The organism is Nostoc edaphicum CCNP1411 (assembly GCF_014023275.1).
GTDB lineage: Bacteria > Cyanobacteriota > Cyanobacteriia > Cyanobacteriales > Nostocaceae > Nostoc > Nostoc edaphicum_A.
This window is the reverse complement of sequence record NZ_CP054698.1, coordinates 4,156,497-4,171,116: the sequence shown is the minus strand read 5'-3', so window position 1 is coordinate 4,171,116 and position 14,620 is coordinate 4,156,497. Positions and strand designations below refer to the sequence as shown.

The 14,620-nt window shown below is 41.0% G+C and carries 5 protein-coding genes; all 5 read right to left on the bottom strand.

The window, feature by feature from the left end:
• Positions 1-357 precede the first annotated feature (357 nt).
• On the bottom strand, positions 358-645 hold the full coding sequence (locus HUN01_RS20035) for a 2Fe-2S iron-sulfur cluster-binding protein (protein WP_181927668.1): 288 nt from the start codon (positions 643-645) through the stop codon (positions 358-360).
• A gap of 49 nt (positions 646-694) precedes the next feature.
• Entirely contained in the window at positions 695-1,993 is a 1,299-nt protein-coding gene (locus tag HUN01_RS20030) for a hypothetical protein (RefSeq protein WP_181927667.1), read from the bottom strand.
• A 14-nt stretch (positions 1,994-2,007) separates the two neighbouring features.
• Positions 2,008-3,669: a PfaD family polyunsaturated fatty acid/polyketide biosynthesis protein gene (locus tag HUN01_RS20025; protein WP_181927666.1), complete on the bottom strand. Its 1,662-nt coding sequence runs from the start codon at positions 3,667-3,669 to the stop codon at positions 2,008-2,010.
• Between the two features lie 49 nt (positions 3,670-3,718).
• Positions 3,719-7,042 (bottom strand): PfaB family protein, encoded by a 3,324-nt coding sequence (locus HUN01_RS20020; protein WP_181927665.1) that lies wholly within the window; start codon positions 7,040-7,042, stop codon positions 3,719-3,721.
• Positions 7,043-7,340: 298 nt separating this feature from the next.
• Positions 7,341-14,552 carry a type I polyketide synthase gene (locus tag HUN01_RS20015; RefSeq protein ID WP_181927664.1) on the bottom strand — a complete coding sequence of 2,404 codons (7,212 nt, stop codon included), beginning with the start codon at positions 14,550-14,552 and terminating at the stop codon, positions 7,341-7,343.
• Positions 14,553-14,620: the final 68 nt, after the last annotated feature.

Sequence of the window (14,620 nt, the reverse complement as noted above, 5' to 3'; positions counted from 1 at the left end):
GAAGTAAAAGGAATTGGATATGTAGCATTTCTAAATAGGATATGAACAAGCTAAAAACCTATAATTCTTGTTCATAGCATCAATAGGATTGCTATACTTGCTAAAATTTGGGAAAAGTTTAAGGTAAGAGATACTAGAAAATGTTTGAACTTTCGCTACTGCTTCATATTTCTAGAACTTACGTAAATAATAGCCGAAAAGGATGATTTTTAGATAGGGGCAATACCCTGTTGCTTCACTGAAAGCATTCTTGTAAGAGTAGCTGCTTTACATCTACATGAATTGCCCCAGAGTGCGTATAGTTTTGCGTAAGTTCTAATCTCCTAAGTGCATATCGGGCTATACAAAATTTGTCAACTAATCAGCAACCCGAATGCGAATATCACCCTGCACGATGCATTGACAAGCTAGGCGAATATTGGGATTCTCTGGAGCCAATACATCAAGTAAAATCCGCTCTTCATCCAACACAGGAGTTAGATTTTCCATCCCACTTACAATTTCTATGAGGCAGGTTCCACAAGCAACGCAACGACAACCAAATAAAATTGAACTAGGATGATCATCACAAATCTGAGTTAAACGTTGATTTGCTTCAACTTGAACTGTTTTTTGATCGTCTTCAAAATGAATAGATACTATCATTTCTCAACTCACTAGGTTCAGGAAATAGGGTTAGCAAATTTAGCAACCCTTAGGCAACTTCAACAACTTTTTGAATTTCCTTAATTGCCAGAGCATCCTTGTAGCGCTCATAGCGATTACCTAACTTAGTTGTATTTAATTCCAACCCCAGTTCTTTAATCAGACGCTCTAGCTGCTGAGATTTGTATTGCCAACTCTTTTGTTCTATGTAACCGATGATATTGCGCCACTTTGAACTCACCTGTCGCCAAGAATGAACTAATTGATTTATATCTACTTGCTTATCAGCTAACTCAGGATGGTGCAGAGACATACTTAGTGAGTTTAGCCCGATTCTAACATCAGTTAACATGATTCCTTGCACAGTCAGGTCTAACTTCTCCAAATAAGTTGTGAAACTAGCACTAATGTAGTCTTCTACGATTAGCTGCATGAAATAGCGAATGAAATCTTGAGCCTCTGGAGGAGCTACCCTATACAGTTCTACTCCTAAATCAAAAGATGTTGTGTAATGACGTGCTTCGTCTGTTAAGTGACCTTGATTCAATTCAAAAGCTAATGGTTCATAATCAAACTTTTCAGGTGAGTCAAATAAATAAGCTTCGCTTTTTTTCAACTCCACATTAGCCATGTACCGATACAATAAAGTCAAACTACCCAAGCCACTTTCTTGAACTTTTTCGGCTGGTAGCATCCTCATGGCATCCCCAATCATAAACCGTAAAGTTCGATATGTAAAATTACTGCCTTGCTGCTGCGTTTGCTCGACAATATTTTTAAGAAAGCTTTTCCCTTTTTGAAGATTTGACAGGGTTTCATTTAACTCTTCATCAAAAGTAAAACGGGTATCGAAACTGTCAAAATCTGATTGAGGTATTGCACCAACAGAACCATAGAAAAAACCAGGCTCATTAAAGGAGCTTTGAATTCCTATTTCTCGGCAAACCATACTATATACGGTTCTAAAAGACCAAATATGATCCATTTCTTCATTAGTTTCCTGATGAAGAATCATAAATTCATCCGAGTAGGAAGCAAAAACTTTTTCGGCAATACTCATGTTGGAAATGAGAGACTGATATTCGCTATTGGCAACATACTTGTATAAGTTAGCAAAGAATGTCGCAGATAAAATTGTCATTTGACGAGCATTAAAGGAAAGTAAATACTCACAAATGGGTACGGGTAAAGGAAGCATTCCCGGATGAGAGTAGAGTTTTTCTCCTTTAATTCCCTGCTTGCTCATCGCTATAGCGACAGGTTTTAATTCTAAGGAATTAGTATGTGCCTGCTCGAAAAGCTTATTTTGGATCTTGGGAATTCGGTTATCAATTTTAACAGTGCTCATCTGATTTTCCCCCTTTAATTAGCAGTAGATGGACGATATTCACTGTAATAAGCTGGCATTTGTAAACCCTGGATTTTCAAACTTTGCATCCGGTATAAAAATGCCGCTCCGGTCATAATCTGATTAGCAATATCAACGACTTGGCGATTATTTGATTCAGATAAGTAAGAACCTCTAACCCAGTCATTGAAGCTGCCCATAGCTGGGCCACACCAAATTTGATAATCCATTTCTCTTCCTTTTTCCCCAAAGTTAGACCAACGGGATGATAATCCCAGATACCAGCGGAAAATTAGAGCCATCTTCAGTTTGGGATTATTAACAGCTTTGGTTAATTTATCGGGATTGCGTTGAGATAAATAACTAACTGTTTCTTCCCAAACTGTTTTCAAACTCTTTCGCAAAACTTGTTTTTCTAATTTTTCTCTTTCTGCTAGTGGAATATCTTCAATTGAGTCATAGTTTTTGTATAACTCAAACAGTTTTTGTGCTCGCAAAGGAAAGAGAGTTCCTCTTTTGAGAACTTGGAGTTTTACCCCCATTTCAAACATATCTGCCGCTGGAGCCATCATTACATCAGCCATCTCGGCTTGAGCCAGCAATTGTTTGGTATGTTGAGAAGTTCCAGCTTCAATACAAGACTGGTTAATTGAGCCGGTCACAACATAAGCAGCCCCCATCATAAAGGCAGCTAATGCTGATTGTGGCGTAGCAATTCCTCCTGCTACTCCGACTCTGACTGGTTTTTCATAAGAAAATTTTCTTTGAATTTCATCTCTCAATTCCAAGATAGATGGTAGAAGACAAACCAAAGGACGATTATCTGTATGACCACCAGAATCTGCTTCTACGGTAATATCGTCAGCTACAGGAATTTTTTCGGCTAGGCTTGCTTGTAATTCACTAATAAGACCTTGCTCAACTAATTGTTTTAAGATTTTTGCGGGAGCAGGTTGTAGAAATTTAGTTGCAACTTCTCTCCGAGAAATTTTGGCAATAATTTTATTTTTGATTTCGATTTGATTGGCTGCATTCAAACCAAGTCCAGCAGCGCGGTAGTAAACAATGTTGTCAGTCAAATCGAGGAAGGCGGAAGCTTCGATTGTTCTTACCTGATATTTAAGATACAAATCAACAACACCGCGTTCAATAGCAGGTTCACTGGGACTGTGGAGTAAGTTAAATGCGTAAGGCCCTTGGGGTAAAGCTTGTTGAATATGGTTAATGGCTGCTTCGACGCGAGCAGGAGATAAGCCACCAGCACCAAATGAACTTAAGATTTTCTCTCTACCAAGGGCAATTACTAGTTCTTCAGAAGCAATTCCTTGAGCCATTGCGCCCGTGGCATAAGCGTATTTTACGCCATGAAAGCTGAGAAAAGTTGGATCACCTAATTGTCGAATTGATAACGGTGGAACAGCTATTAATGTTTCTACATGTTCAGATTTTTCTTGGTTATAAGGATATAAATAACCTTCATTAGTTGCGCCAATTTTTCCTTCGACTCTAATAATATAACAAGGTTTTTCTAAATTTAGCAATTTAGATTTTATGCCTTTCTCGTTAAAAGATACAGAATCTAAAGCACCTTGCCAAGCTTGATTTTGATGGTAAGAAAAGTCTGATACTTTCAGGTAATTACCATTTTTGTTGAGTATATTGTTTGCGCCTATCATCTTTTTCCTCCTCCAGTCAGATAATGTAGTTGCATAGTATGAAAAGTTTTTATTGAAATAACCTTTGATAACAAGCCATTTGCAACTGAATTATGGCGCTGATTTGCTTTAGTGACTCCTGTCGCGCTTGTAAAAAAACAGCGTGGGTTTTGGTCATACGAGAAGCATTCTCACTTAGCTTTTGATAGTAAGGGCTACGTAAATTGAGACAATGGGGTTCGTCAATAACATGGGGAATTGTCAAACTAGAAGTCAGAATGGATTGATATTTTTCCTGTTCTGTTATCCAAGTTTCGTTATTTTCTGATTTCTCTACAGTTTCTAAATTACGCTCTTGTAGCAATAGCCGAGTCGATTCGCTACCATTTTTAAGACCTTCTTGCTGTTGAATATGTTCTGTATTTCTAGAGGTATTGACAGGACTTGTAATTGTAGTTTGAAACAAAGAAGAATTCATTTGTGCTAATTCCTTAAAATCTGGTAGTTTATACTGCTGTTGATTAGCAGTGTTAATGGGATGGCTAAAAGATATGTCTTGAAGTTTATCTTGTTTATTATTGTTCAAAGATGTGCAATTAATCTTGCTACTGTCTAAGGTTATAAATCTCACTCTAGAATTGTTTTTGTAGGAAACTTCTGATTCTTGAGGATATATGGGGGATAAATCTAAATTAACCCGATGACTGAGGAGTTTTGCTAAGGCTTTGATAATAGAAGTATGATCGTCTACACCTCTTTTATTAAGAGAAACTGTGATGTGTTCTTTTGCATTTAGGGTTTTATCTATCCATCTAGAACAGTTACTACCGGCACCTACTTCGATGAATATTTTGAAACCATCTTCATAGACGCGGTTAATTAACTGAGGGAAATTAAGCTGTTGACAGAGGTTTTGAGCAATGTTGTGAGCAATAGAATGGCTGTCAATGGCAATGGGTTTATACTCGGCTGCGGAATAGAAAATAGTATCTGGTACGTTTTGAGTAGGTAATGTATTTAATCTCACAAGTTCATCGTATTCAGAGCGCATTGTCTCGCAATGAATTACATGGGTGAAGGGAGCAGAAAAAGCATTACAATTTAAGTTGGCAATCACTCGCTGACAGGCTTGGATATCACCAGCGATCGCAACTTCTTCTGTAGTATTAATTAAAGGCAAATAGACGTGTTTCTCATCTTTAATAGCTTCCTGAACACGCGAGACTGGACACATGAGAATATAGTTGCGCCAAAAATCTTCGCCTTGCTCATCTTGTCCTTGAGGTAATCCCCAATACTCGCGCACAGCGTTTTTGGGGCCAGATAGCCTCGTCTTCAGCAGAGATGATGAGTTAAAGCCCTCACTACCTTCTTGAAACTCAGTCCAGACACCTTGAGCCAACATCATGCTAATTTCGCCCAAGCTATAACCAAATGCACATTGGGGCTTGAGTTGGAAATAATTTTTCAGAATTGCTGTCATCAGTCCAGCACAGGCCATTTCTGATTCGAGTACTGCTACTGAATCTTTGAGCAATCGCTGTTCAAGGGCTTCTAATTGCCTGGTTGATAATTTTTCTAAGCTTCGAGGATAAATAAGTTTTTCAACGTTGGCAACACGATTGTAGATGCTTCTGATGAAGGGATCATCGTAAAGTTGAGGAAACAAACGAAACAGATTTCGACCTAATCCGATATAAGCACTAAAGGCACCTGGGTAAACGAAAGCAACTTTACCTCTTTGACCCATCGGTTTGGCCGTAAAATAGCTACCGAGAGGACTTTGCCAGTCTTTCCCTGTCTCGAAGGCATGGGCAATACCCTTGAGGGAGTGTTGAATTTCTCGTTGCAATTCATCTTGATTGTGTCCGAGAATTGCTAGAGCATAAGTTGCCTGTTGACGCTGTTGAAAAGCTGTAAAAGTATGCGTAGCAGCGTCAGATAGGGAAGAAGAATTTTGAATCGTTTGCTCAAGAGTGCGGATTTCGTCTAATAAAGTTGATTGATCATCAGCTGCGATCGCAAATACATAATAAGGCATTTGCTCTAAATATCGGCTGCTGTGATCTCTCTGATTTGGTTCCTCTGACAAAATTAAATGTGCGTAACTCCCATCTATCTCCATCCCATTAATCGCAGCTATTCTTCTGGTAGCTCCTTTTTCTAAAAACCAGGGTTTTGACTCAAAAGCGACATAAAAAGGACTACCTTGCCAAATCTCTGGCGTTTTGGGGCTAGACCATTGGGGAACTGCGGGAATATAACGATGATATAAGCAGAGTGCTGTTTTAACCAGGCTAACTATTGCCGATGCAGTATGTGTATGACCAATATTGGCTTTGACACTACCGATCGCACAAGTTAAATTTGGTTCAAATGTGCGATAAGCTGTGAGCAAACCTTGAATTTCTGACTCATCTTGTTGGGGAATTCCACTACCAACAACTTCCAAATAGTTGATATCTTTCGGTTTGATGTCTGCAAGATGAAAAGCCTGTTGACAAACTTGTGTCACCGCTTCAGAATTTGGGGATTGGGAACTGGAGACGCGATTTGTTGAATTTTTCAAGAGACTGAGAGCGTCAATCGTTGCATATATGCGATTGTTCTCTTGTTTTGCTGTTTCGTGGAGCTTCAATACTACAGCCGCCCCACCCTCGCCTACTATCCAGCCATTAGCATTCTGGTCATAACTGAGAGTATTCACGCCTGTGTTAACTTTTGTTATTTGATTTCGTCGTAAAACACTAGCGCCATCCCCAGCAAGCTCGATTGCACCGACTAAAACAGCATCTACTTCTCTGATTGTGAGTAGCTTTTGTGCAAGTTCTAAGGCTTTAAAAACAGTATTGTGTTTGGCAATTAATGTGAATGCAGGGCCAGCAAAATTCCATAGTTTGGAAATATAATTAGCTAGTCCATTTTCGATGTAACTTGGAGATTCACTGTCTTTGTCAATCGCTTCTAGTTTTTCTGTTTTAGTAAGTTTGTCTAGAGTTAGTTCTGTAGCAGTAGCAATAATTATCGCTATTCTTGTCCCTTGAGGAAGTGCCGCATCTTTGAGGGCATTATCAGCTACCTGAAGCATCAATAGTTCTTGAGAGTTAAAATTGTCTACTTCTTCTCGCGGGATTTCCAAATCTAAAGCATCAATTTCAAAATCTTTGATGTATGCGCCTAATGGTAATGCACCGTCGGCAAAACCATAGTTTTTCAGCAACTTTTCTTGTGCTTCTATTGCTTGCAATCGCTGAGGAGGTATGGAAATAAAATGCTGAGTTCCTTCATAAATACTGCGTTCAAAGGCATCTAATCCTTTGCAGTCACCACCCAAATAGCAATCCATTCCCACAATTGCTATTTTAGGAGTTTTATTTTTTGCAAATTCTTCCATCACCTGTCTCCTCAAGCTGATATATACATTTTTGAGTTGCTGATTCCCTGACTTTTTACGGTATCTGGAAAACCTCTCTCCTTTAAGCACATGGTGTCTGAAATGCTGATTAATCGAGGTTTTACCCCACCCTAACCCTCCCCTTGCAAAGGGGAGGGAACAAGATTTTCCGGTTTCCCCCCAATACATCGGGGGGATTAAGGGGGGTAATTCTACACCGTAGCTCCTTGACTTTGAATTTCTTACCTGGGGTTAGGAAGCTTTTCCGAATTAAGTGAAAAGTTAGGCTAATTCCTAGTTAAATTTCATCTAATTGCTTGGGTAAAATAGTTCCCTTTGCTCCAAGCATTTGGGTATATATTTGTCCTTGCTGATTATGGGCGATGACATCAACCACTAAACCCGATTCTGTTTTAGATTTTATTTCACAAGAAACATAAAATGTTTCATCAAAGGGGACAGCTTCAAACTGTTCAAAAATTTTGATTTCCGAAGGTAGACAAGCTACCTGATAAAAATGCTGTGCCCAAATCCAAAATGCATGAATCTGCACATCTGCAATATAGGGATTAAATGTTTGGACTGGGAATTGTCCTTGTTGTCTTTTTGCTGGTTCTGGTAAGTAACATTCTATGGTTATCTTATCCAGAGTGGCATTTAAGACAGATTTTACGCCTTGAAAAGTAAGTCCGTGAAATAAGGTAGCTGCCCCATTTTGATAAAGTGATGAAGTCGTAGCAGTGATTCTATGATCCTGGCTTAAGTTCAGAAATTCGAGTGTAGGGGTACTAGGAACTTCCCGCTTCAGTTTCATCTGGCTACTGAAATGATAACGGATTTTACCTTCTGGAGTTTTACTCGAAATTTTGGCATCGAAATCTATCTCATTGATATCATGTTTAGCAATTTCTTGCAATTCTAAAGTGTATTCGGTTGGTAAATTTTCATCGAATATTAGTCCCTTCAAAACTTTATAATTTGTACAACTGAAAGCTTTGTAACCAGGATAGATTTGTTCACAAGCATTAGCAATCCATAATAGTCCACAAGTTGCTGGTAGAACTGGATAACCAGCAATTACATGGTCTTGTAAAAAAGGATTAGCAGCTAATGTGAGTTGCCGCTGGATACGAAAAGTTCTTAACTCACTTGGTAGCTTTTCCGGCATAAACACCAGGGGACTACCAATCACAACTTGCACAGTTTCTTGATTTGTACTAGCTAATTCATCAACTAAAAACTCTGTGCCAATTTCAATCGGAATAGTCTCAATATTTCGTTCAGCAAAAGCTTGCTTTAATTCGGGAGAAACCATACCACTGTCCCAAGGTCCCCAATTAATCGCTACTACATGAGAATGGGGATGATTGAATTTGACAAGGTGGGCTGATTTGTTGAGAATTTCATTAGCGATCGCATAATCTGTCTGTCCGACATTTCCGTAGAAACCAACTACAGAAGAAAATAGGACTAAATAATTCAATTGATTCGCTGGTACACACCGCAACAGGTTTTCTAGACCTTTAACTTTGGCAGTGTAAACTGTTTCAAAATCTTGGACTGATTTTTTCTCAATCCGCTTATCAGCCAGATTACCAGCCCCGTGAATAATTCCTGTTACTGGGCCAAAACGCTTCACAGCATTAGCGACTTGTTCAGAAAGCGCGATGGCATCAGTCACGTCAACATTCAAATATTCAGCATTCCCACCCGCTTGTTTAATGGCTTGTAAGGTTGTGGCAATTTCCCGACTAGATGAAATAACGTTAAACTTTTTCTGCACCATTGCAGGTGTGGGTTTTTCGCCTCTAGCGAGGAAATCCTCCATAATCCGCTTTTTCAAATCAGCTTCACTCAAGTAGCCTTCAGTCCATACGGGTTCTGGATCGGCGGCGGAACGACCTAGCAAGATAAATTTGCATTGATAACGTTGCGCTAGTTTGATCGCACACTGAGCCGTTATCCCTTTAGCACCGCCACTTACGAGAAAAACCTGAGATTGGGCATTGGGGATGGGGAAAAGGTTGGCGGAAAAGGTGCTGGGTGCAAAGGGGATTGTTCCTACTTCCTGCGCTCTGTTTTTTTGTTCTTCTTGTTCACATATTAAGGTTGATCGTCCTTGTGAGTTATATCCCACTTCCACAACCAATAGATTGGGGTCGTGAAGTTCAGCGAGGATATGCTGTGCTGATATTTCGGCATCTAAATCAGGATTGAGGTCGATCGCTCGGCAAAATACAGATTCCCATTCCTGGTTCAAACTTTTAGTGAGTCCAAATAGTCCAGCACCAATTGCACCGAAGTTAGTTTTGTGTCCTAGTCCAAATTCGCCATCCAGACGAGCCACAGTTACAAAACTACTGCGTCCTTGAAGTGCTGCTTGATTCAGTGGTTCCTTGAGATATTTGGCAATGAGAAAGATATGGCGAAGAATAGCTTTTTCTGATTCCAGATAGCGGACATTCTTGCTTGTATCTTCGTGATTTGAGGGATTCAGATGGATAAATGTAGCGATCGCACCATAATTATTAGCGATCGCTGTTAACTGTTCTTGCAAATGCTCCTCGCTCAAATCTGCAAGCACCACACGGCTAACCCCTTCAGGTAAATCAGATTGCTTAGGAATCACAGTTGAAGGAAAAGTTAAGACAACAGTCTTCCAGCCACGCTTTAACAGAGTCTCAGCTAGTTTCGTCGTGGTGAGAGAACCATCATCAGTAAGCAAGGCAATATGCTGATCGGGGAAAGTGAAATCTAAAAAATCAGGTTCAGGAAGATATTTGAGTTTGACAGGAGAGCGAAGAATTCGGGATTGGGTACTGGGTACTGGGTACTGGGTACTGGGTACTGGGGATTGAGAAAACTCTTCCCCAGTCCCTAGTCCCTTTTCTATATATGCAACAATTTGTCCGAGGGTATGTAATTGAGCTAATGCTTCTGAATTCAGCTTGGGTAAATCAGGATATAGTTCTAGCAACGCTCCTAGAATTTCCACAAGTTTGACGCGATCAATTCCCAAATCTGTCTCAAGATCCATTGATAAATCTAACATCGTCATTGAGTAGCCAGTTTTTTCGCTAACGACGTTGGAGACAATGTTAGTAAGCTCTGGAGATGAAGGGGATAAAGGGGATGAGGGGGATGTTACTGTTACTCCCCCACCACCGTCATCTCCCCCATCTTTCCCATCTCCCCCTGTTTCATCCACAGGTGCGTTGACAAGGCCCACCGCAGGGATCGCTGCTGAGATTTCTGATGCAATTTTCCCCATATACTCAGCTATCTGACCGAGGGTGCGTAGCTGTCCCACTTCTTCGGGATTCGGCCTGGGCAAATCAGGATATAGTTCTAACAACGCTCCGAGAATTTCCACACGTTTGATGGAATCAATCCCCAAATCTGCCTCGATATCCATTGTCAGGTCTAGCATCTCCGTTGGATAGCCTGTTTTATCACTAACAACGTTAATCAGAGTTTCGCTCAGGATGGCTTGATCAATGATTACTGCTGGGGGTGGGGGTGCTACTGGTTCTGTGGGCGTTACTGGTTCTGTGGGTATTACTGGTTCTGCGGGTGCTGGGGGTACAAACGCTACAGTTGCAGTCTTATTCTCCTCTAATGGATTAATATCCAAAACTGCTGCTTGATGATGTGCGCCATTACCATTTGTGCCATTACCATTAGTCGAAACTGGCTCAGATTTAATGGCAAATCCATTACTCGGTACATCAACCGATGCAGTTTCCAGAACAGAGTTATCCTTTTGGGTTGGTGGAACTACTGGACTAGGTTGATAGTTAATTGGCGGTATCAGACTTTGTGGAGTGGTATTGCTGGGCGACTGTTCATAATGTCGCTGGAGCAATTGGAAAAAGTTGTTAGTGTATTCTTGCTGATGGTTCAGATATTGCTCATGGATGCGGATGCTATCAGCTTGATGGTCGTGAAACCGCATGATGCTGCGTTCTGAACTAGAGACTACTAATTGCTGTGTTTGTGTTTGTGCTTGTGGTTCGCTGAATTTACCATTTCCCCACAACGCATGTTGTTGCTGCATGAGTTGGAAAAAGGTTTTGGTATATTCTGTCTGATGGTTCAAAGATTGTTCGTGAACCTGCAAGATATCATGTTGATGGCGATTGAACTCTATTAATGTGTACTCTAAGTTGTCTATAGCTCTTAGGTAACTTAGAGGAAGTTCTGGAATAGGTTGCAAAGACTTGATATCTAGTTGGTCTGATTGCCCATTCTGCACAGATTTCACTCCACCATTGACTGCGACTTTCTCTGCTGGATGAGAGGGGTTAGCTGTTGCTGGTTTATTGCCATTTCCAACGGTGGATTGACCGTTGACTGCGACTTTCTCTGCTGGATGAGAGGGGTTAGCTATTGCTGGTTTATTGCCATTTCCAACAGTAGATTGACCGTTGACTGCAACTTTCTCTGCTGGATGAGAGGGGTTAGCTGTTACTGGTTTATTACCATTTCCAACGGTGGATTTCACTTGATGCCCATTTTGCATAGCTTTTTCAAAGGACTGCTTTGTTTTTTCTGATACATAGTTGGTGCTATTTAAGCGGACATTCAAGACCTTATTTGGAGAAGCTTCTGGGATTTTGTACTCCAGTTGATAGGGGTCTAAGTTTTGCAAAGGTAATCCAGCAACGCGCAACTGAATAACAGCTTGCCGTAAAGTGCGATCGCTATCTTTGAGATGACTGGTGTTTAAAGCTACAGCTAAATGAGGGCGATCGCTCAGAATATCTTTTACCAAGTTGGTGAGAACACTCCGCGGCCCAAATTCAATAAAGCAATGACCGCCTTCAGCATAAATATTCTCAATTTCCTGCTTAAACAACACCTGATTCCTCAGATGTTCTTTGAGGACTTTTTGAATAACTTGCGGGTCATTTGGGTAACGCTTTCCAGTCACATTGGTGTAAACCGGGATTTGTGGCTCGTTGAAAGTAACTTTTTCAATAGCTCTGGCAAAGGGTTGTTGTGCATAAGCTACTAGTGGAGTATGGAAAGCTGCGGAAACTCCCAGCAAGATAGTAGAGAATCCTTGAGTTTTCAGAGCCTCTTCTACATTGGCAATTTCAGCTTTCGTCCCTGCTAACACCATCTGATTTGGAGAATTCAGGTTAGCAATGGTAATCAGTGGGAAATTCTGAATCAGTTCTGTAACCTGATTAACATCCCCTTTTACCGCCAGCATGGCTCCCGCATCCAATTCGGGATCTTCTGGTGCAGCCATCGCTTGACCCCTAGCCTTGACTAAGAAAAAGTAATCTTTCTCACTCAAAACTCCCGCAGCCCAAAGAGCAGTAAGTTCTCCAAAGCTATGCCCTGCAACAAAATCTGGCTTAAACCCAGCTTGTTGCAATATCTTGTACAAACCAGCGCTAAAAGCCCCAATCGCCGGCTGTGCATATTCTGTTTGCTGCAACACTTTCATCTGGGCAGTCTTTTGATCTAAATCAAACACCGGGTTAGGGAAAACAACCTCCGAAAGGGGCTGCAAACCGTCTTGGCGTAAAAGGTTGTCAATTTGAGTATATGTCTGCCCCAATTCTGGGAAATTAATTAAGAGTTCCCGACCCATCTCTAAATATTGCGAACCTTGCCCAGAAAATAGGGCAACCACCTTCCCCTCTGTTGCTATGCCAGTTTTGCGGTAGTAAATTCCTTGGGGATGTTCCCATGATTCTGCTTGCAACTTGTTTCTTAGCAACTCAATACTTGTTTGTAATAAGTCGCAAGCTTGAGTGAGAGAATCAGCAACAAATCCAAGTCTGGCATTTGCGATCGGAATTTCTAAAGATTGAGATGCCGAAATCAATTCTGTATAAAGCTGCTCTCTCGTATCGGATTGCAATTGTTGACCAATTTCTTGACAACGCGACAACAATTCTTCAGGCGTTGAGGCAAATAGCAACATCGGCTGGGAAGGTTTGTGTAAACGATAAGGTTGCTGATGTTGACTTGTGTATTCTTCCAAAACGACGTGATAATTTGTGCCGCCAAAGCCAAAAGAACTCACCCCTGCACGTCTTGGTTGCTCATCGCTGCTAATCCAAGGTCTAGTTTCCGTATTTAAATAAAACGGAGAACTATCAATATCTAATTTAGGATGCGGTTTGGTGACATTAATAGTGGCTGGTAAGACTTTGTGGTGGAGAGCTAAAGCCGTTTTAATCAAACTCGCCGCACCCGCAGCCGCTTTTGTATGTCCAATCTGGGATTTGACAGTTCCGAGGGCAATATGTTGTTTTTTGGGATTGTTTTCGCCAAAAACTTCTTTTATCGATGAAAATTCGGCTGGATCTCCAGCCATAGTGCCAGTGCCGTGTGCTTCAATCAAACCAACACTGGTAGGCGAAAATCCGGCATCTTCGTAAGCACGATGTAAGGCTCTAACTTGACCTTCAGGACGTGGTGCATAGATGCTTTTATAACGGCCATCGCTAGAAGTGCCAATACCTTTAATGACTGCATAGATTCGGTCATTATCTCGCTGGGCATCTTCAAGGCGCTTCAGGACTAACATTCCCACACCTTCACCCAGCATCATCCCATCTGATTCTGCATCAAAAGGTTTGACATTCTCACCTTGGGAAACAGCAGGAGTTTTGCTGAAACACATGTAGGCCATAATTGAGTTGTCGGTGTCAACTCCGCCAGTGATCATCATATCGGCTCGATGCTCAATTAGCTCACTAATTGCCATTTTGAGCGCACCCAATGAACTTGCACAGGCAGCATCGACTACACAATTAGTTCCACCCAAATCTAAGCGGTTGGCAATTCTTCCTGTAACTACATTTGCCAGCATACCGGGGAAGGCATTTTCATCCCATTGCACGTATGCACTTTTGATTTTCTCAATGATTTTTTGTGTATCCTCATCGGATAAGCCGCTACCTTTGAGAACTTTTTCCCAAACTGGGTACTGCATTCTCGCAGTCAGTGGAACCGCCAACTGCCTACCTAGCGCTACACCTAAGATGACACCAATGCGATCGCGACTAAACTGCTTAGATTCGCCGTAACCGGCATCTTCCATCGCTGCTTTCGCAACAAGTAAACCTAGCAATTGCGAAATGTCTGTGACTTCTAGGCTGTTGGGTGGTAGCCCAAATTCCATCGGATTGAAATTGACATCCGGGATAAATCCGCCTCTTTTACAGTAGGTTTTATCAAACGCTCTGGGATTAGGATCATAATAATCTTCTACATTCCAACGCGAAGCGGGAATATCAGTAATACAATCAACTTTGTGAATAATTGTTTCCCAATATTCCTGTAAATTTTTCGATTGGGGAAATATAGAAGCCATCCCGATAATGGCAATATCGGTTTTTTGCCGATGTGTATTTATTTCGCTGGTTAGTGGTGCATTTTCAGCCATAACTTTTTTCACCTGTATGAGCTTGATTAGAGCCTGTTCACAATTGCTCACTTCTTCTTGCAACTGTGCCAAAACAGCTTCAATTCTAGAAGCAGCCATGACTTTATCTTTACTATTGGATTTATAAGATGTAGAGATTTTTATAAAAATATTACCTCTACAAAAAA

What these genes read in the sequence shown, in the direction of transcription:
- HUN01_RS20035 (WP_181927668.1), bottom strand. Translation starts at nt 645, where the DNA reads ATGATAGTATCTATTCATTTTGAAGACGATCAAAAAACAGTTCAAGTT.
- HUN01_RS20030 (WP_181927667.1), bottom strand. Translation starts at nt 1,993, where the DNA reads ATGAGCACTGTTAAAATTGATAACCGAATTCCCAAGATCCAAAATAAG.
- HUN01_RS20025 (WP_181927666.1), bottom strand. Translation starts at nt 3,669, where the DNA reads ATGATAGGCGCAAACAATATACTCAACAAAAATGGTAATTACCTGAAA.
- HUN01_RS20020 (WP_181927665.1), bottom strand. Translation starts at nt 7,042, where the DNA reads ATGGAAGAATTTGCAAAAAATAAAACTCCTAAAATAGCAATTGTGGGA.
- HUN01_RS20015 (WP_181927664.1), bottom strand. Translation starts at nt 14,552, where the DNA reads ATGGCTGCTTCTAGAATTGAAGCTGTTTTGGCACAGTTGCAAGAAGAA.